The 17,257-nt window shown below is 69.5% G+C and carries 18 protein-coding genes and 6 tRNA genes; 16 read left to right on the plus strand and 8 right to left on the minus strand.

Features of this window, described 5'->3' with window-relative positions; all coding sequences use genetic code 11:
- The first annotated feature begins 141 nt into the window (after positions 1 to 141).
- The 4 genes from IF78_RS0132330 (at position 142) to IF78_RS0132345 (ending at position 2,681) form a co-directional block, all read left to right on the plus strand.
- Complete coding sequence (locus IF78_RS0132330; RefSeq protein ID WP_031486772.1) at positions 142 to 384, plus strand: hypothetical protein; 243 nt, start codon at positions 142 to 144, stop codon at positions 382 to 384.
- A 268-nt stretch (positions 385 to 652) separates the two neighbouring features.
- Positions 653 to 850 carry a hypothetical protein gene (locus IF78_RS0132335; RefSeq protein ID WP_031486773.1) on the plus strand — a complete coding sequence of 66 codons (198 nt, stop codon included), beginning with the start codon at positions 653 to 655 and terminating at the stop codon, positions 848 to 850.
- 449 nt (positions 851 to 1,299) lie between these two features.
- Entirely contained in the window at positions 1,300 to 2,307 is a 1,008-nt protein-coding gene (locus IF78_RS0132340) for a phosphotransferase (RefSeq protein WP_031486774.1), read from the plus strand.
- An 80-nt stretch (positions 2,308 to 2,387) separates the two neighbouring features.
- The gene (locus IF78_RS0132345; protein ID WP_078662661.1) at positions 2,388 to 2,681 is read left to right on the plus strand and encodes a TFIIB-type zinc ribbon-containing protein; all 294 of its coding nucleotides are present in this window, start codon (positions 2,388 to 2,390) and stop codon (positions 2,679 to 2,681) included.
- A 53-nt stretch (positions 2,682 to 2,734) separates the two neighbouring features.
- Here the strand turns inward: IF78_RS0132345 and IF78_RS0132350 are convergent.
- The 5 genes from IF78_RS0132350 to IF78_RS0132370 form a co-directional block, all read right to left on the minus strand.
- Positions 2,735 to 2,806, minus strand: a tRNA-Val gene (locus IF78_RS0132350).
- Between the two features lie 46 nt (positions 2,807 to 2,852).
- Positions 2,853 to 2,924, minus strand: a tRNA-Val gene (locus IF78_RS0132355).
- Positions 2,925 to 2,958: 34 nt separating this feature from the next.
- A tRNA-Val gene (locus IF78_RS0132360) sits at positions 2,959 to 3,030 on the minus strand.
- Position 3,031: 1 nt separating this feature from the next.
- Positions 3,032 to 3,105, minus strand: a tRNA-Cys gene (locus IF78_RS0132365).
- A 39-nt stretch (positions 3,106 to 3,144) separates the two neighbouring features.
- Positions 3,145 to 3,217 (minus strand) — tRNA-Gly (locus IF78_RS0132370).
- Positions 3,218 to 3,396: 179 nt separating this feature from the next.
- Between IF78_RS0132370 and IF78_RS0132375 the strand changes: the two genes are divergently transcribed.
- The 3 genes from IF78_RS0132375 to IF78_RS0132385 are packed head-to-tail and all read left to right on the plus strand — an operon-like array spanning position 3,397 to position 6,211.
- Positions 3,397 to 4,521: a chorismate-binding protein gene (locus tag IF78_RS0132375; protein WP_037641759.1), complete on the plus strand. Its 1,125-nt coding sequence runs from the start codon at positions 3,397 to 3,399 to the stop codon at positions 4,519 to 4,521.
- A complete protein-coding gene (locus IF78_RS0132380; protein WP_031486777.1) occupies positions 4,518 to 5,339 on the plus strand; it encodes an aminotransferase class IV in 822 nt (273 codons plus the stop codon). The genes IF78_RS0132375 and IF78_RS0132380 overlap by 4 nt, the downstream gene beginning before the upstream one ends.
- A 50-nt stretch (positions 5,340 to 5,389) precedes the next feature.
- Entirely contained in the window at positions 5,390 to 6,211 is an 822-nt protein-coding gene (locus IF78_RS0132385; protein ID WP_031486778.1) for a GNAT family N-acetyltransferase, read from the plus strand.
- Positions 6,212 to 6,214: 3 nt separating this feature from the next.
- Here the strand turns inward: IF78_RS0132385 and IF78_RS0132390 are convergent, their stop codons facing one another.
- A complete protein-coding gene (locus tag IF78_RS0132390; RefSeq protein ID WP_031486779.1) occupies positions 6,215 to 6,736 on the minus strand; it encodes a DsbA family protein in 522 nt (173 codons plus the stop codon).
- 368 nt (positions 6,737 to 7,104) lie between these two features.
- Between IF78_RS0132390 and IF78_RS0132395 the strand changes: the two genes are divergently transcribed.
- Both IF78_RS0132395 and IF78_RS48980 read left to right on the plus strand, forming a co-directional pair.
- Positions 7,105 to 7,548, plus strand: coding sequence for a hypothetical protein (locus IF78_RS0132395; RefSeq protein ID WP_031486780.1), 444 nt, complete (start codon positions 7,105 to 7,107; stop codon positions 7,546 to 7,548).
- Positions 7,549 to 7,702: 154 nt separating this feature from the next.
- A complete protein-coding gene (locus tag IF78_RS48980) occupies positions 7,703 to 7,855 on the plus strand; it encodes a hypothetical protein (protein WP_004002639.1) in 153 nt (50 codons plus the stop codon).
- A gap of 79 nt (positions 7,856 to 7,934) precedes the next feature.
- Here IF78_RS48980 and IF78_RS0132405 read toward each other — a convergent pair whose 3' ends face one another.
- Both IF78_RS0132405 and IF78_RS0132410 read right to left on the minus strand, forming a co-directional pair.
- Complete coding sequence (locus IF78_RS0132405) at positions 7,935 to 8,492, minus strand: CGNR zinc finger domain-containing protein (protein ID WP_031486781.1); 558 nt, start codon at positions 8,490 to 8,492, stop codon at positions 7,935 to 7,937.
- 512 nt (positions 8,493 to 9,004) lie between these two features.
- Positions 9,005 to 9,418 carry an SsgA family sporulation/cell division regulator gene (locus IF78_RS0132410; RefSeq protein WP_004002642.1) on the minus strand — a complete coding sequence of 138 codons (414 nt, stop codon included), beginning with the start codon at positions 9,416 to 9,418 and terminating at the stop codon, positions 9,005 to 9,007.
- Between the two features lie 191 nt (positions 9,419 to 9,609).
- On the opposite strand from IF78_RS0132410, the gene IF78_RS0132415 reads away from it, so the two are divergent.
- From IF78_RS0132415 to IF78_RS0132445, 7 genes are all read left to right on the plus strand, one after another.
- On the plus strand, positions 9,610 to 10,068 hold the full coding sequence (locus tag IF78_RS0132415; protein WP_031486782.1) for a TIGR02611 family protein: 459 nt from the start codon (positions 9,610 to 9,612) through the stop codon (positions 10,066 to 10,068).
- 88 nt (positions 10,069 to 10,156) lie between these two features.
- Positions 10,157 to 10,228: transfer RNA gene (locus IF78_RS0132420), tRNA-Val, on the plus strand.
- Between the two features lie 385 nt (positions 10,229 to 10,613).
- Positions 10,614 to 11,900 carry an ABC transporter substrate-binding protein gene (locus IF78_RS0132425; RefSeq protein WP_031486783.1) on the plus strand — a complete coding sequence of 429 codons (1,287 nt, stop codon included), beginning with the start codon at positions 10,614 to 10,616 and terminating at the stop codon, positions 11,898 to 11,900.
- Between the two features lie 14 nt (positions 11,901 to 11,914).
- Complete coding sequence (locus IF78_RS0132430) at positions 11,915 to 12,871, plus strand: carbohydrate ABC transporter permease (protein WP_031486784.1); 957 nt, start codon at positions 11,915 to 11,917, stop codon at positions 12,869 to 12,871.
- Positions 12,868 to 13,743: a carbohydrate ABC transporter permease gene (locus tag IF78_RS0132435; protein ID WP_031486785.1), complete on the plus strand. Its 876-nt coding sequence runs from the start codon at positions 12,868 to 12,870 to the stop codon at positions 13,741 to 13,743. Before IF78_RS0132430 ends, IF78_RS0132435 begins: the two co-directional genes overlap by 4 nt.
- 19 nt (positions 13,744 to 13,762) lie before the next feature.
- Positions 13,763 to 14,353, plus strand: a complete 591-nt coding sequence (locus tag IF78_RS0132440) for a hypothetical protein (RefSeq protein ID WP_031486786.1) — start codon at positions 13,763 to 13,765, stop codon at positions 14,351 to 14,353.
- Positions 14,354 to 14,464: 111 nt separating this feature from the next.
- The gene (locus IF78_RS0132445) at positions 14,465 to 17,200 is read left to right on the plus strand and encodes an exo-rhamnogalacturonan lyase family protein (RefSeq protein WP_031486787.1); all 2,736 of its coding nucleotides are present in this window, start codon (positions 14,465 to 14,467) and stop codon (positions 17,198 to 17,200) included.
- Positions 17,201 to 17,257: the final 57 nt, after the last annotated feature.

The following is a 17,257-nucleotide window of genomic DNA, read 5'->3' on the forward strand; positions in this document are numbered from 1 at the left end:
GCGCAGAGGCCGCGCCCTCTCGAGCCGATGGATTGTCAGTGCTGGGTGGGAGACTTGAAGGGTGGTCAGGGGGCGGGTGAGCAGGGCGACTTACGCTCTGCCGCACGCTCAACCAGCCGTCGCAGAAGGGGGATTGAGCCCGTGAAGGGTGATCGCGTGGAGATAGTCGTGGACGCCGGGGACACGACACGCACGTACGAGGTGGTGGCGAGCAGGGCGGGCCGCCGGGTGGAGACGGCGGTGCGTCGTGGTGTGGTGGAAGTGAGCGAAGTCACCCGGAACGGTTCCGTCGTGCGTACGGCCCGTTTCATGGCAAACCGGGTCCTGGCGCTGGTCGAGCAGCCCGTGCCGCGTGAGGACAGCTCGGAGAGAAGCCCGGAGTAAGGGCCGAAGAAAGCGGCCGGAGAAAGCCGGGCACACCGGGCGTCCCCTCCGGGAAGACCCGGAGACCTAGGACCACGTCTCCACCCAGGGGAGTACTTCGCAGGTCATGGCTCATCCTCCGGGAGGCCCGGCAATCGGTACGAGGGCATGACGCCCGGGGCGGCCCGGCCGCCTAGATTTGAGGTCAAGCGGCGGGTGCAGCACTCGTCCCCCGAGGTCAGACACCCGCCGCTGCCAACGACAACTGACACAGGTCAGGAGAGGGACCATGGCCCAGACGGCACCGCGGACACTGATCCGCATGCAGCAGCGCACGGTGCTGCGCCCCCGCCGCCAGGGCCGCCGCCACCCCTTGGTGGCGACGCTCATGGCCCTTCCCCTGGCGGCCCTGCTCCTCCTCGTCTTCGACGGCTGGGAGACAGTGGCCACACAGGCGTCGTCCGTGGGCGTGATGCTGGGGCGCTGAGCGGCGACCCCAGGCCCGGAAGAGCGGTCCGGGCGGGGACATCCACCCATGAAACCCCGTGGGGACGGGGGTGCGGCGGACGGCACAAATGCCGGCGCAGCTGGGGAGCTGCGCCGGCATTGCTTTTGTCCGGGACGTGCACGTCGAACCACGGAATCCACCACGCCACCCAGCCGCACCCCGCAACAGCCCACCCGGCCTGCAGGGTGCAGGACCGCGCGCAGCCTGCCGCGCTTCGCACCTGCCCAGCCTGCGGGCAGTCGTGCCGCTGGGGCGGCGCCCGTCCCAAAGAAGGCGGCACCCCGTCAGCGCCGGGCCGCGCGACCTCACCCCGCCCAGCCCCCACGCCGCGCGCACCCAGCAGACCGGCCGCACCCGGACGTACGGCCAAGCCGACGCCGCCGCCCCACATACCCTCGCCTCAACGCCTCCGCACCCAAGGGACCCCAGTGACCTCCAACCCCCTCCTCCCCCACCTCACCGCACGAGCCGAGGCCACCGCCCACTCCCGCACATCGGCCTGTCCCTGCGGAGCAACCGTCACGCTCGCCGACCGCCCCGACGCCACCGTCGTCCGTCACGCCGACACGGTCGCCAAGGCCCACGCCCCGGACATCACCCCCACCGAGCTGACCCCCCGCCTCACCACCGCCACCCACCTCCCCGACCTCCTCCTGCCCCCGCTCACCCCCACGCCCGTCAACCTGCACGGCCGACTGGTGACCTTCTGGCCGTACGGCACCCCGGTGGATCCGGCAGACCCCGACGCGGCCCCCTGGGAAGCGGCCGCCACCCTCCTCGCCCGCCTCCATCGCACCCCCGCGCCCACTCCGCTGCCTCCCGCGCGCGGCCCCGTCAAAGCCGCCCTCGCGATATCCCGCCTCCGCGCTGTCGCCGGCCCGGAACCGATGACCACCGGCATCGCATCACCGCCGACCGGCATCACATCCGCCGACACCACATCCCCACCGACCGCCACCACGTCCGTCCTCCGCGCCTGGGACACTCTCCCCGCCTGGGCCCGCGCCGAGGCCCCCCAGCCCGACAGCACCACCCTCTGCCACGGCGACCTCCACCTCGGCCAACTCGTATGTCACCCGGCCCCGGACGGCCCTTGGCTGCTCATCGACGTCGACGACCTCGGCGTAGGCGTGCCGGCCTGGGATCTCGGGCGGCCCGCCGCCTGGTACGCGTGCGGGTTGCTCGCGCCCGAGGAGTGGCACCGGTTCCTGACCGCCTACCGCGCCGCCGGCGGCACGGCCGTCCCCGCCGAGGGAGACCCCTGGCCCGCGCTGGACGTCCCGGCCCGTGCCCTCACCGTGCAGACCGCCGCCCGGGCGATCACCAAGGCGCTGGCGGAGGGCCGTCCCCTCGACGAGGTCGAGGAGTCCTTCGTCGACGCCTGTGACCGAATGGCGTCCGTCCCCCTTGAGTTGACCCACGGACACGCGAAGTAGGGTGCAACCGACCGCAGCCGGACAGAGTCTGTCCTGGCGATAGTCGAAGCAGGACCGACCGGCGAGGAGTTGAGCCGACCATGCAGTGTCCGAAGTGCCATGCGCCGATGCACACCTACAACCGCAACGGCGTCCAGATCGAGCAGTGCAGCGGTTGCCGCGGCATCTTTCTCGACTACGGCGAGCTGGAGGCGCTGACCCGCCTGGAGTCCCAGTGGTCCCAGCCGGCCCCGCCGCCCCCGGCAGCCCCCCAGGCCTACCCGGCCCCGCCGCAGGCTCCGGCCTGGGGCGCCCCGCACGGCGGCGGCCACCACGGCGGTCACTACGGCCACAAGCGCCACAAGAGCTTCGGCCACATGCTGTTCTCCAGCTGAGCCCCCGGTACCACAGCGAAGCCCCCGGTCATGAGACCGGGGGCTTCAACGCGTGGACGATACTGGGATTGAACCAGTGACCTCTTCCGTGTCAGGGAAGCGCTCTCCCGCTGAGCTAATCGTCCTCGGGCCGTGATCGACGATCATCCGTCGGAGATCACGAGTACTGCGTGCGCGATACTGGGATTGAACCAGTGACCTCTTCCGTGTCAGGGAAGCGCTCTCCCGCTGAGCTAATCGCGCGGGCCAGACCTTCGATGATCTGTCGAAGATCCAGTGGACGATACTGGGATTGAACCAGTGACCTCTTCCGTGTCAGGGAAGCGCTCTCCCGCTGAGCTAATCGTCCTTGGAGGTGGAGACGGGATTTGAACCCGTGTAGACGGCTTTGCAGGCCGTTGCCTCGCCTCTCGGCCACTCCACCAGGAGTGCAGGGGTTCGGGAAGATCCCCTTGTTCCTTCGAGCGGACGACGAGGCTCGAACTCGCGACCTCAACCTTGGCAAGGTTGCGCTCTACCAACTGAGCTACGTCCGCTTGTCGTTTCGTTCCGCTCCCGCGGCCCGGCGACGTGTTGAACTCTAGCGGATTCCGGGGCCAGTACAAAAACGCGTTTGTGCAGCGTGCTGCGCTGCACCTGCTCAGGGACCCGATGAAGGTCCCCCGAGGGGACATGGCCAGGTCACCCGCGGGACACCGGCCATAGACTCGACTGCGTGCTCGACCTCCCTCCTCTCGCTCGCTTCGGCGCCCGCGTCGCCACCGGTCTCCTCGATGTCACCAGCGACCCCGCGGCCCTGGACTCCAGCGGTTTCTGGGCCGTCTGCGCCGACTTCGAGGGCGGTCTGACCTGCGCTCGCTTCCGTGACGTACGAGAGGCGCCCGTGCCCGCCCCGGTGCCGGGGGAGTGGCAGGGCCCGGCGGTCGGTGACTGGACGTCCTCGCTCGATCGCGCCGCGTACACGGCTGGCGTACGGCGTATCCGGGAGCACATCGCGGCCGGCGAGGTGTACCAGGCGAATCTCTGCCGCGTCCTGAGCGCGCCCATCGGCCCGGACGCGGATGTGGACTCCCTCACCGCCTTGTTGGCCCGTGGCAATCCGGCGCCGTACGCAGGAACGATCCGGCTGCCGGGGCACGGGGTCGAGATAGCCACCGCGTCTCCCGAGCTCTTCCTGCGGCGCGACGGGCGGGTCGTCGAGTCCGGGCCGATCAAGGGCACCGGGCGCACCGAGGCGGACCTGCTGGAGAAGGACTACGCCGAGAACGTGATGATCGTGGACCTGGTGCGGAACGACATCGGCCGGGTGTGCGCCACCGGGACCGTGACCGTGCCCGATCTGTGCGTCGTCGAGAAGCATCCGGGGCTTGTCCATCTGGTGTCCACGGTGCGTGGTGAGCTGCGTCCCGGGGCCGGCTGGCCCGAACTGCTCGATGCCGCCTTCCCACCTGGCTCGGTCACCGGCGCCCCGAAGTCCAGTGCCCTGCGGATCATCGACGCGCTGGAGACGGCGCCCCGAGGGCCGTACTGCGGCGGCATCGGCTGGGTCGACGCCGACCGGGGCGTCGGCGAGCTGGCCGTGGGGATACGTACCTTCTGGATCGACCGGGCCGAGGGGGTGCTGCGCTTCGGGACCGGTGCGGGGATCACCTGGGGGTCGGATCCCGAGGGGGAGTGGCGGGAGACCGAACTGAAGGCGGCCCGGCTGCTCGCGGTAGCGTCGGGGGCGTACGCGGTGAGTGGAGAGGGAGCGCGAGCGGGCGTTGCGGGACCAGGGGGCACCCTCCCGGGCCCCGGTCGGCTCGACGCCCCCGGTGTGGACTTGCGAGGAGACCAGTGAAGCTTTGGCTCGACGGCGGGCTGCAGGACATCGAGTCCGCCCGCGTCTCCGTCTTCGACCACGGGCTGACCGTGGGCGACGGCGTCTTCGAGACGGTGAAGGCGGTGGACGGCCGCCCGTTCGCGCTGACCCTGCACCTCGACCGGCTGACGCGTTCGGCGCGGGGTCTCGGTCTGCCCGACCCCGACCACGACGAGGTCCGCCGCGCCTGCGCCGCCGTCCTGGCGGCCAATCCGATGCCGCTCGGCCGGTTGCGCATCACCTACACCGGCGGCCACGGCCCCCTCGGCTCCGACCGGGGCGAGCACGGCCCGACCCTCGTCGTCGCCCTCGGTGAGACCGCCCGGCGCGCCGACTCCACGGCCGTGATCACCGTGCCGTGGACCCGTAACGAACGCGGCGCTCTCGCCGGCCTGAAGACGACTTCGTACGCCGAGAACGTCGTCGCCCTCGCCCGCGCCCACCAACACGGCGCCACCGAGGCCCTGTTCGGCAACACGGTCGGGCAGCTCTGCGAGGGCACCGGGTCGAACGTCTTCGTCGTCCTGGACGGCGAGATCCACACACCGCCGGTCGCCTCGGGCTGCCTCGCGGGCATCACGCGCGCGTTGACGGTCGAGTGGACCGGTGCCAAGGAGACCGACCTGCCGTTGGACGTCCTGGAGCGGGCCGAGGAGGTCTTCCTCACCTCCACCCTGCGGGACGTCCAAGCCGTGCACCGCGTCGACGACCGTGAACTGCCGGGCGCGCCGGGCCCGGTGACCGCCAAGGCCATGCGGATCTTCGCCGAGCGGTCCGGGGACGACCTGGATCCGTAGAGCAGGAAAATGGGCTGCCGTGGGGCGGTGCGGTGGGTAGAACCCCTCTGATGACCACGACCCTGCGGCCGACCGAGCCGCTTCAGCGCAACGCCGACGGGACGCAGTCACGCCGGTACCAGGTGTGCGTGAACAGCCGTCCCGTCGGCGGGATCCGCCTGTCCACCGGCCCCGACGGGCCGTCCGTGGCCTGCGTCTCGGACCTGCACATCGCGGAGCCGGACCGCAGGCGGGGGCGCGGCACGGTGGCGGTGCTCGCCGCCGAGGAGATCGCACGGAGCTGGGGCTGCAGGAGCATCGACGCGCGTGTGCCCGGCGACGCCCAGGTCGCACTGAGGCTCGCCACGGCCCTCGGGTACGTCCTGCGCAGCCGGAACATGTCCAAGTCGCTGGATCCGACTCCGCCCGAGCTGCCCGTCGGTACACGGGCCCGGCCGATGACCGAGGCCGAGTACGGGCCCTGGCTGGTGCACGAGCGTGAGGAGGTCGCCCGCAGCCTGATCGGCGTGGGGGTGCCCGCCGAAGCGGCCTACGCCAGGGCCGACCAGGGGCACGCCAGATTCCTGCCGGACGGACTGGCCACCGAGAACACCCTGATCAGCGTGCTGGAGCACGAGGAGACGCCGGTCGGTGTCCTCTGGCTGGGGCTGTGGCCCGACACGGCTTATGTGCTCGATGTCGAGGCCGACGCCCGGTATCGAGGTCGTGGCCACGGCCGGGCGCTCATGCTGCTCGCCGAGGCCCAGGCGGTCGCCGGCGGGAAGGACCGCGTCTCCCTGCACGTCTTCGCGGGCAACGCCCCGGCCGAGCGGCTCTATGAGTCACTCGGCTACGAGACCACCCACTACAACCTGCACAAACCCCTGTTCTGAGGCTCAGGCCCCGTCGGCCAGCAGCCGGTCGGCGATCTCCTCGATCCGCTCGCGCAGCCCCTCCTGGCTCTTGCCGCCGTCGAGGCGCTCGCCGCCGATCACATACGTCGGTGTACCGGTCACGCCGATCGCCTTGCCCTCGGCCTGGTCGGCGTCGACGATCAGGATGTGCCGGCCGTCGATCAGCGCCGTGTCGAACTCCTCGGCGTCCAGGCCGAGTTCCCCGGCCACCTCGACCAGGAAGGGTTCTCCCTTACGGTCCAGCTCCTCGACCCGGCCCAGCACGGCCTCGACGTACGCCCAGCCCCGCCCTTGCTCCAGCGCCTCCTCGGCGGCCTGCGCGGCGGCGAAGGCGTGCTTGTGCTTCTCCAGCGGGAAGTGCCGCAGCCGCAGCTCCAGCCGGTCGCCGTAACGGGCGCGCAGGGCACGGAGGTCATCCAGGGCGCTGCGGCAGTCGGGGCACTGCAGCTCGCACCAGACGTCGAGGACGGGGGCGGCGGGGCGGTCGGGGGAGGAGTCGCTCATGGCCCCAGTCTCCCAGCCCCGGCGCGCACGACCCAATCCGACCTGGTGCTTCGTCCCGGAGGCCTGGGCAACGGTGTCCGCGAGTCGCGGCTGGGGAGTCCGTTGGCCGCAGCCTGGGAGTCCGCGGGCCGCTGCTCCGGTGCGGGTGGGCCGGTGCTTCGCCGCCCGCCGCTTGGTCGTCCGACGACCGCCGCCTGGTCGTACGAGCCCGCCGCCTCGGTCGTACGACTTGGACCGGCACCTGTGGAGGAGACGACCCGGAGATGTCCCTGATGTCCGGCCCAGGCATGGCCGGGCGGGGTTGCCACGGTGCAGGATGGAAGGGACGAAGTGCCCTGACCTTGAGCCGGCATGCCCTGGAGGACCGGATGATTGCCGAGACCGTCTGTTCCGCCGTCGCCGCGGCCGGCCTGGGCATCGCGGCGGTCACGGCGTACCGCAAGCGGTTCCTCGCGGCCGCGCGGATAGCCGCGTACTCACTGGTGCCCCTCGGCCTGGTGATGACCGGTGTCGTCGACTGGCTGGCGGACACCGCCTTCAGCCCGACCGCCTGGGCCGGTTTCGGAGTGCTGGGTGCCTCCTGGCTGCTGTTCGCGAGCACCCGCGCGGTGGAGCGCCGCCGAGGCGGCAGCCGCAAGGAGCGCAAGGAGGCCCGCGCCGCGGCACGGAGCGATGCCGTGGCCCCGACCGCCTCGGCGCCCTCGCTGGGACCGGGCTCCCGTCAGTCGACCCGGCCCGCGACCGCGCCCAAGGCCGAGGCCGGTGACGACTTCAGCGACATCGAGGCCATCCTGAAGAAGCACGGCATATGACTCCCGCACGCCGGACTGAAACGACACAGTGGGTCGCCGCACGTCCGTAAGCGATCACGACTCGAACCGGACATCGCGGAATTCAGCGAACTCCCGCTCATTCCGGGCGTGTTGATCGCGCGGTGCGGGGGAACTGCGCCATCATCGGCGCGAGATGCTGGACACGACTCAAAGCGAGGCCGCGCCCCCTCAGGACGAGCCTCGCGGGTGCCTCTTCGCCCTTTCCCAGCCACCGCTGATGATCTTCCTTGCGGTGATCGGGTGTCTGCTGCTCATGGCTGCGCTGCACGATCTGCTGCTGCTCTGAGCCGTACCCGCGGTCCCCGGCGTCACCCGCCGGGTCCGCGTAGACGCAGATGTCGTGTCGACCCGCGAACAGTCGCCGCTCAGCCGGCCGCTTCCTTGCGACGCGCCCGGTAGGCGGCCACATGCAGACGGTTTCCGCAGGTGCGGCTGTCGCAGTACCGCCGCGAACGGTTGCGGGAGAGATCCACGAAGGCGTGCCGACAGTCCGGCGCCTCACAGCGCCTCAGTCGCTCCTGCTCCCCGGCCACCACGAAGAACGCCAGCGCCATGCCGCAGTCGGCCGCCAGGTGGTCGGCGACGGAGGCGCCGGGGGCGAAGTAGTGCACATGCCAGTCGTAACCGTCGTGGTCGGTGAGGCGGGGGGTGGTGCCCGCGGCCGCGACCAGCTCGTTGATCAGCGCGGCCGCGCGCCGGGCCTCCGGCTCCGCGAAGATCGCGGCGAACCGCCCGCGCACCTTGCGCACCGCCGACAGATCGAACTCCGAGAGGACCCCGACATCGCTGATTTTGTGCTTTTGTACGAAATCCTCGAGAGCCGCGACGTCCGGCAGCCGGTCCGGTGTCTCGTCGTCCGGCGCGGTGTTCACCAGATCCACCACGGCATCGAGCGCACACCGGGTGTCATGGGTGATCAGCACGTTTCGCTCCCTGGCCTGGGGGGTCGGGCGGGCGCCCGCCGATGCTGGCCGATCGTAGTGGCATCCACCGGCACCGCACCGGTCCTGCCTCTGCTGTGACGTCCATTACAACGCCGCGGGAGTGCCGGTGGTTCCCGCAAGGGGCCGAGGGTCGGCGGGGGTGGGAGCGCGCCCCCTCGTCGGCGAACACGGCGGCTGTGGGACGGCTCGGCAATCGTCGGGGGCGCGCGGGCTCACGCCCCTGTGGCAGCCCGACCGTGTGCGGGGCCTCGCCCCTCCCGCAGCCCGTCGGTGCGCGGGGAGCCCCTGCCGCAGCCCGACGGCACGCGGCGGCACCGGCCCGCAGGGCCCGCAGATCCGCCTCCACCCGGGGCGCCGGCGCTCTCCACGCGGGCACACCAACGCCGCCTCCGGCGGTGCGGAGACGGCGTGGATGTGTGCCGTATGCGGTTGTCTTGGCCCGAGCCGTCTCCCCGAGTCGACGGCGCCGGGCGGCTTGTGGGGACCTCTCCCTAGCTTTCCGCCAGGATGTGCGAGAGCTCCTGATCGAGATCGAAATGCCGATGCTCCGTGCCGGGCGGCACGGCGGCATCCGTCCGCTTCAGGAAGGACTCCAGAGCCCGTGCCGGGGCCTCGAGCAGCGCCTCGCCCTCCGGAGAGCTCAGGGCGATGCAGACGACGCCCTGGCCATGGCTGCGCGACGGCCAGACACGGACGTCGCCGGTTCCGGTGGGCCGGTGCAGGCCCTCCGCGAGGAGGTCGCGGGCGAACACCCACTCGACGGTCTCCTCGGCTCCGGTGTGGAAGGTGGCGTGCACGGCGTAGGGGTCGGCCGTGTCGTACCGCAGGCCTGCGGGGACAGGCAGGGAGGACTCGCTCGACACAACGAGGCGCAGGTGCAGCTCGCAGCTGACCGTGGTGTTCATAAGCGCCAGGGCCTTTCGCTCAGTGTGCGCTCGGGGATTCGCACGTCGGCGAAATCGACATGCCACCTACGGTGCCGTTGTAAACCCCTCTGAGTGTTTTGCGTGTCTTTACGTAACTCTTCCGGCCGAGAACCCGTTCGCGAGGTACGACCATTCCGGTGACTGGTTTCGGTCCGGTAGGGTTTGGCCGTATGAATACGGGGAGTAACGAGCCTGGCGAGGTTGCCGTGGCGACTGACGGGGTCGAAGTGGATGGTGTGAAGGGCGACAGCGAGCAGGGGCTCGGCTCGAGAGCGCCGGAGTTCATCAAGGCGCGCAGGATGCTGCACCTGAGCTGGCAGGTGGGCGTCTTCATCATCGGCCTGGCGATAGTGGTCGCCGGCATCATCATGCTGCCGCTGCCCGGCCCCGGCTGGGTCGTGATCTTCGGCGGCATGGCGGTCTGGGCGACCGAGTTCGTCTGGGCCCAGCTGGTGCTGCGCTGGACCAAGCGCAAGGTCACCGAGGCGGCCCAGAAGGCCCTCGACCCGAAGGTGCGCCGCCGCAACATCATCCTGACGTCGATCGGCCTCGTGATCATCGCCGTGCTGGTCGGCATCTACCTGTGGAAGTTCGGCATCGTCATGCCCTGGAAGATCAAGGACCAGTGATCCGCGACGGGGGTGCGGGTGTCGGCCGGGCAGGGTCCGCGCTGGTCACACGCACCCCCTGACATGGGGTAATGTTCTTCCTGCGTCCGGGCGATTAGCTCAGTGGGAGAGCGCTTCGTTCACACCGAAGAGGTCACTGGTTCGAACCCAGTATCGCCCACCCGGATCGGCGGCCCGCCTGCGACAGTGCAGGCGACTCCGCGGCGTCGCGTGGGTGACGCCCCGTAAGGTCTGGTCCGCATACTTGTCCCCGCCGGGCGACATCCCGTCAACTCACCGGCGACCAGACGAATTCGGCCGACCGGCATACGCGTGCGACAGCCCACCTCTCGTTCGATCAGCCGACCGCACACCTCTCACCTGCGACATCGCGCCGCTCGTTCGACCGCTGCACCCTCACGAGCCGTCAACTCGCCCATCGGGCCCACAAGAAATTCCTGTCCGAATCATTGACGCACCCCGAGGCCCTCCGTAACTTGTGCCAGCAAGCGCTTACTTGAAACGATTCATGCAGGCGGCAACGACGCTGCGGGGAGGGCCCGACTGTGGGAACCAGCAGGAATGTTGAGAGGCGTACGATCCTGAAGGCGGCCGGTGCATCGGCGGCCACGCTCGGGCTGGCCGCGACGACCGGGTGTGGTGGGGGCAGTGGTTCCGGCGACGGGACGGTGACACTCCGTTACGCGTGGTGGGGTGGCGAGCCGCGCACCATCGCCATCAAGAAGACGATCGCGCTCTTCGAGAAGAAGTACCCGAAGATCAAGATCAAGCCTGAATTCACGGATTATGAGGCGTTCTGGGAGAAGTTCCAGACCCAGGCCTCCGGCGGAAATCCCCCGGACGTTTTCCAGAATGCCGTCGGCTTCCTCCGCAAGTACGACAAGCGCGGTGTTCTGATGGATCTCAAGTCCCAGGCGGACGCCGGGAATCTGAGCCTGGACGACTTCCGCAACGGCGTCCTGGCGAACGGTCAGGTCGACGGCAAGCAGATCGGCATTCCCGTCGGTGCCAACACCATGGCGCTCGTCATCGACCTCAAGGCCTTCAAGAAGGCGGGCGTGGAGGCGAAGTTCGGTTGGACCTGGGACGAGTACTTCGACGCGTTGCAGACCATCCAGGACAAGCTGAAGATCGCGGGTGACACCGGCTACTTCAGCATCATGTATCTGTACGACCTGTACCTGCGGCAGAACGGCAAGGCCTTCTTCACCGACACCGATCTCGGGTTCACCGAGGACGATCTGACGCAGTGGTGGGAGGACGGCTACAAGCGCGTCAGGTCCGGCCTCGTCGCCGACCCGAAGAAGGTCGAGCAGGTCAAGCCCAAGTCCGCCCTCTCAGCGGGGCTCGCGGCCTCCGAGTTCACCTGGGACAACTTCTCCATCCGCTACGAGGGCGAGGGCGAGTCGGACTACGGGCTCGCGCCGATCCCCACCACGGACGGAAAGCAGACCGGCCAGTACCTCGGTTCGCTGATGCTCAGCGCCTTCTCCGGGACCAAGCACCCCAAGGAGGTCGCCCAGTTCATCGACTTCATGGTCCACGACCCCGAGGTCGGCAAGATCATGGGCTACGACCGCGGCATCCTCGCCACGACCGAGCAGTACGACGCGTTCACGCCCACCGACGCCAACAACAAGGGCGTCAAGGCGTACGAGGAGGAGGTCGCCAAGGCCGACGTCCTCGGGAAGATCACGCCGCACCCGTCCGGCGCCGATGTCATCGAGGCGGCGTTCCTGCGCATCGGCGGCGAGGTCGCCCAGGGCAAGACCAAGCCCGCCGACGCCGCCAAGGCGCTGTTCAGCGAGGCCAAGGCCGCGTTCGCGGGCTGAGGGGACGTACCACCATGACGCTCGTCAAGGAAACGCCCGTGCGCCCGGCCGGGAAGCGGTCCGCCGCTCCCGCCGCCGGGCGGCGCGGGCGGCGCCGCGAGAACCTCGCCGGCTATCTCTTCATGTCGCCGTGGATCGCGGGGTTCCTGCTGCTCACGGCGGGGCCGATGATCGCGTCGCTGTACTACGCGTTCACCAGCTACAACCTGTTCACGCCGCCCCAGTGGGTGGGGCTGGACAACTTCACGACGATGTTCCAGGACCCGCGCTGGCAGAAGTCGGTCGAGGTCACGTTGAAGTACGTCGTCGTGGCCACCCCGCTGAAGCTGCTGCTCGCGCTCGGCGTCGCGCTGCTGCTCGCGCAGAAGCGGCGCGGACAGGGCCTGTACCGGGCGGCGTTCTACATGCCCTCGCTCATCGGTGCCAGCGTCTCCGTGGGCTTCGTGTGGCGGGCGCTGTTCTCCGACGACGCGATCGTGGACCGTGGGCAGAAGGTCTTCGGGCTCGACGTGGGCGGCTGGATCGGCAACCCAGACTACGTCATCTACGCCCTGGTGGCCCTGAGTATCTGGCAGTTCGGCGCGCCGATGGTCATCTTCCTGGCCGGCCTCAAGCAGGTCCCGCGGGAGCTGTACGAGGCCGCCGAGGTGGACGGGGCCGGTCCTCTGCGGAGGTTCTGGAACATCACGCTGCCGATGATCTCCCCGGTGCTGTTCTTCAACGTGCTGCTGGAGTCCATCCACGCGTTCCAGGTGTTCGGCTCCGCGTACGTCGTCTCCGACACCCGGTGCGGGCCCGCCGACGCCACGCTCGTCTACACCTGTTACCTGTACCAGAAGGGCTTCAAGGAGGCTCAGATGGGCTTCGCCTCCGCGATGGCCTGGACGCTGGTGGTCGCGGTGGCGCTGGTCACGGCGGTCCTGTTCTGGTCGCAGAAGAAGTGGGTGCACTACGAGGAGGCCGCCAAGTGACCAGTGCCACCAGTACTCCCGTCGTGCACAGCGCGGGTGGGCGACGGCGCGCCGGATCGATCGCCTGGCACGTGGGCGCGCTCGTCGTCCTCGCGGTCGTCCTGTATCCCGTGGTCTGGGTGATCGGTGCCTCGTTCAAGCCGAGCAAGGACATCATCGCCAGCCTCGACCTGCTGCCCACCAAGCCGGTCTGGGCGAACTTCTCCGGGCTCGCCGACGGCATCTCCGGCATCTCCATCAGCAGTTTCTTCTGGAACTCGCTGATGTACGCGGTCCTCGCCGTGGTCGGTGTGGTGCTGTCCAGCTCGCTGACCGCGTACGCCTTCGCCAAGATCCGGTTCGCCGGGCGGAACCTGCTGTTCACGCTGATGATCGGCACCCTGCTGCTGCCGTACCACGTGCTGCTCATCCCGCAGTACGTGCTCTTCCGCAACCTCGAGCTCACCGACACGCTGGTGCCGCTCGTCGCGGGCAAGTTCCTGGCCGTGGAGGCGTTCTTCGTCTTCCTGATGGTGCAGTTCATGCGGGGGCTGCCGCGCGAGCTGGACGAGGCCGCCAGGCTCGACGGCTGCGGGCACTTCAGGACCTACTGGTCCATCGTGCTGCCGCTGAGCCGCCCCGCCATCATCACCAGCGCCATCTTCACCTTCATCAACGCGTGGAACGACTTCATGGGGCCGTTGATCTACCTCAACACCCCCGAGAAGTACACCGTCTCGCTCGGCCTGATGATGTTCCGCGACCAGGAGGGCATCTCCAACTACGGCAGCATGATCGCGATGTCACTGGTGGCGCTGGTGCCGGTCATCGCCTTCTTCATGGCCTTCCAGCGGTACCTGATCGACGGTATGGCGACCTCCGGACTGAAGTGAAAGGGCTGAGGCGGTCAGCATGGCGCAAGCACGCGTGAAACCCCGTAGGGAGCCGGTGTTCGGCGAGCGCTTCGCGGTCTTCGCCGAGTGTCTGCTCACCGGCGTGTGGATCGCCGTGGCCTGCCTCGGAGTCGTCACCTATCCCGCCGCCCTCGCCGCCGGCGCCCGGCATCTGCGGCGTCGTACCGCCCACGAGGGCGGTGGGCGGCGGGAGTTCGTCGCGGACTTCAGGGCGGCCCTGCGCGGGGGATGGGTCGTCGGGCTCGCGGGCTGGGCGGTGGCCGGGGCGGTCTGGGTGGACGTCCTGGCCGCGCGGGCCGGGATACCCGGAGGGCCGCTCGTCGGGGCCGTCGGGCTGTTCGCGCTGATCGGGCTGGTCGTGGCCCTGCTGCGGGCGGCGGCCGTCTGGACGCCCGGTGTCTCCTGGCGGGGGCTGCTCGCGGACGCCGGGCGGCGGACCGTGCTCGATCCCGCCGGGTCCTTCCTCGTCGTCTGCGGGCTGGGCGTCGTTGCCCTGTCCGGGGCGTTCATCACGCCGCTGGCGGTTCCCGTCCTGGGGGCCGCCGTGGCGGCGGCCGTCGCCGTGGAGGAGCGGTACCGGCGCCGCTGACCGGCGGTGCCCTCGTCAAGGTCGGCGCCCCGGGCACCGTACCTCTCTCTGTCATGCCCCTGTCCAGCTGCACGGAAAGCTTCCCGCACGGAAAGGAAAGGCTGAACTCTCATGTCTCCCATCCCCCGCAGGTCCATCCTGAAGGCGGCTGCCGTCGCCGGAGCCGCCGCGCAGTTCAGCTGGGCCCTAGGAGCCAAGGACGCCCAAGCCGCTACCGGAGCCGAGGCCGCGGACGCCGATCCCGTGACCCTGGACTGGCTGGAGGACGGCGGGCTCGGCGCCGCCCCCGGCTCCACCCTCGGCGTGCCCTGGCCGAAGGGCGTCCACCAGGAGGACCAGACCTTCGCGCTGACCGACGCGGAGGGCAAGTCCGTTCCCGTGCAGTCCTGGCCGATCGCCTACTGGCCGGACGGATCGCTCAAGTGGACGGCCCACGCGGTGAGTTCGGGAACCGGCAAGCTCACGCTCGCCGCCGGTGAGGCCGCCGTACCGGACAAGAAGGTCACCGTCGACAAGAGCGGCGGCACCATCGACATATCGACCGGTGTCATCACCGCCAGGATCGGCAAGTCCGGGGCCACCCTGATCAAGTCGGTCACCCGGGGATCGACGGAGATCGCTCGCAACGGTCGGCTCGTGCTGATCCGCCAGCCCGAGATCGAGGACGAGGACCAGGGCGCCGTCAAGACCGAGCGCTTCGAGGGTGCCATCTCCGAGGTCACCGTCGAGCAGGAGGGCCCGGTCCGCGCGGTCGTCCGCATCGACGGCAAGCACCGCAAGGGCAGCCGCAGTTGGTTCCCCTTCTCCCTCCGTCTCTACTTCTACGCGGGCGCCGACTCCTTCCGCATGGTGCACACCATCACCTATGACGGCACCCAGGAGCCGGGCAAGGCCGGCGGCGACTTCATCCGCGGCATCGGCGTGCGCTTCACCGTGCCGATGCGCGACCGGTCCTACGACCGCCACATCCGCATCGGCGGCGAGGGCACCGGCATGCTCCGCGAGGCCGTCAAGGGCATCACCGGACTGCGCCGCGACCCGGGGGCGGCCGTACAGGCGGCGCAGTTCGCGGGGGAGAAGCTGCCCGACCCGGCCACCTGGGACCAGCGGGTGACGACCCGGCTGCAGTACATCCCCGAGTGGGGCGACTACACGCTCTCCCAGCTCTCGGCCGACGGCTTCACCCTGCGCAAGCGCACGAAGAAGGGCTACGGCTGGATCGGCGCCGGCGGTGGCCGACGGGCCTCCGGGTTCGGGTATGTCGGCGGCGTCAGCGGCGGGCTGTCGTTCGGGCTGCGGGACTTCTGGGAGAAGTTCCCCGCGCAGCTCGACATCCGCGACGCCCACACCGACGAGGCCGAGGTGACCATGTGGCTCTGGTCGCCCGAGGCGCAGCCCATGGACCTGCGCTTCTACCACGACGGCATGGGCCAGGACACCTACCCCGAACAGCTCGAAGGTCTCAACATCACCTATGAGGACTACGAGCCGGGGTTCGGCACCCCGTACGGCATCGCCCGCACCTCCGAACTCCTCTTCTGGGCCAACGAGTCGACCCCTTCGGCGGAGGTCCTGGCCCAACAGGTCGAAGCCGTACGGGTGCTGCCGCAGCTGGCCGCCCCGCCCAAGCAGCTGATCAAGGCCAAGGTCTTCGGCCCGGGGCTCTACTCCGAGCCGGACCGGTCCACGCCCGCAAAGGCGAAGATCGAGGACCACCTCGACTTCCTCTTCACCTACTACAAGGACCAGGTGGAGATGCGCCGTTGGTACGGCTTCTGGGACTACGGCGACATCATGCACACCTACGACACCGTCAGACACCAGTGGCGGTACGACATCGGCGGCTACGCCTGGGACAACTCCGAGCTTTCGCCGGACCTGTGGTTGTGGTTCGCGTACCTCCGCAGCGGCCGCGCGGACATCTTCCGGTTCGCCGAGGCGATGACCCGGCACACCGGCGAGGTCGACGTCTACCACCGCGGCAAGTGGGCCGGTCTCGGCACCCGGCACGGCGTCCAGCACTACGCCGACAGTGCCAAGCAGCAGCGCATCGCCAACACCACCTACCGCCGCTACTACTACTTCCTCACCGCCGACGAACGCGTCGGCGACCTCATGCACGCCAACGTCGACTCCGACGAGACCTTCCTCGTCCTCGACCCGATCCGCAAGATCCGCACCGAGCCGTACACACCCGACCGGCACGCGCTGTCGATCGGCTTCGGCACGGACTGGAGCGGGCTGGTCTCGGCGTGGCTGACGGAGTGGGAGCGCAAGGGGCCCAAGTGGGAGAAGGCACGCGCGCGCGTGCTGTCCACGATGGAGACGATCGCCGCCCAGCCGAACGGGTTCGTGCAGGGCAGTGGGCTGTACGACCTCGACACCGGCAAGTTCGCGGTCGCCGACAAGCCGGTGGTCGGGGTTTCCCACCTCTCCGCCGTCTTCGGCCTCAACGAGCTGTGCGCCGAGCTCATCGATCTCGTCGACATGCCGAAGTTCAACGAGGCGTACTTCGACTACTGCCGCTACTTCAACGCGACGAAGGCGGAGCAGGCGGCGCGTTACGGCTCCAACTTCGGCACACTGCTGCTCTTCCAGGGGCACTCGCGGCTCGACGCGTACGCCGCCGTCCAGACCGGGGACGAGAAGCTGGCCAAGCGGGCCTGGGAGAAGTTCTACAACTCCGACGGGTACAAGGAGTCGGCGCCGTGGAAGACGGTGGAGGTGAGCGGGCCGGATGCGCTGGTGCCGGGTAGCGAGGCTTCGTGGGTATCTACCAACGACACCGCGCTGTATGGCCTCGCAGCCATCGAGAACTTGGCGCTGCTCGGGGACAAGATGCCGTAAGGGTCTGTGGGGAACTGCGGGTCCGTTGTGGCTGGTCGCGCAGTTCCCCGCGCCCCT

The organism is Streptomyces bicolor, from assembly GCF_000719285.1.
GTDB lineage: Bacteria > Actinomycetota > Actinomycetes > Streptomycetales > Streptomycetaceae > Streptomyces > Streptomyces bicolor.

Excerpts from the sequence above, each read along its gene's own strand:
- IF78_RS0132395 (WP_031486780.1), top strand. The coding sequence starts at position 7,105 with ATGATTGCCGAGACCGTCTGTTCCGCCGTCGCCGCGGCCGGCCTGGGC.
- IF78_RS0132385 (WP_031486778.1), top strand. The coding sequence starts at position 5,390 with ATGACCACGACCCTGCGGCCGACCGAGCCGCTTCAGCGCAACGCCGAC.
- IF78_RS0132335 (WP_031486773.1), top strand. The coding sequence starts at position 653 with ATGGCCCAGACGGCACCGCGGACACTGATCCGCATGCAGCAGCGCACG.
- IF78_RS0132440 (WP_031486786.1), top strand. The coding sequence starts at position 13,763 with ATGGCGCAAGCACGCGTGAAACCCCGTAGGGAGCCGGTGTTCGGCGAG.
- IF78_RS0132345 (WP_078662661.1), top strand. The coding sequence starts at position 2,388 with ATGCAGTGTCCGAAGTGCCATGCGCCGATGCACACCTACAACCGCAAC.
- IF78_RS0132415 (WP_031486782.1), top strand. The coding sequence starts at position 9,610 with ATGAATACGGGGAGTAACGAGCCTGGCGAGGTTGCCGTGGCGACTGAC.
- IF78_RS0132430 (WP_031486784.1), top strand. The coding sequence starts at position 11,915 with ATGACGCTCGTCAAGGAAACGCCCGTGCGCCCGGCCGGGAAGCGGTCC.
- IF78_RS0132445 (WP_031486787.1), top strand. The coding sequence starts at position 14,465 with ATGTCTCCCATCCCCCGCAGGTCCATCCTGAAGGCGGCTGCCGTCGCC.
- IF78_RS48980 (WP_004002639.1), top strand. The coding sequence starts at position 7,703 with ATGCTGGACACGACTCAAAGCGAGGCCGCGCCCCCTCAGGACGAGCCT.
- IF78_RS0132410 (WP_004002642.1), bottom strand. The coding sequence starts at position 9,418 with ATGAACACCACGGTCAGCTGCGAGCTGCACCTGCGCCTCGTTGTGTCG.
- IF78_RS0132390 (WP_031486779.1), bottom strand. The coding sequence starts at position 6,736 with ATGAGCGACTCCTCCCCCGACCGCCCCGCCGCCCCCGTCCTCGACGTC.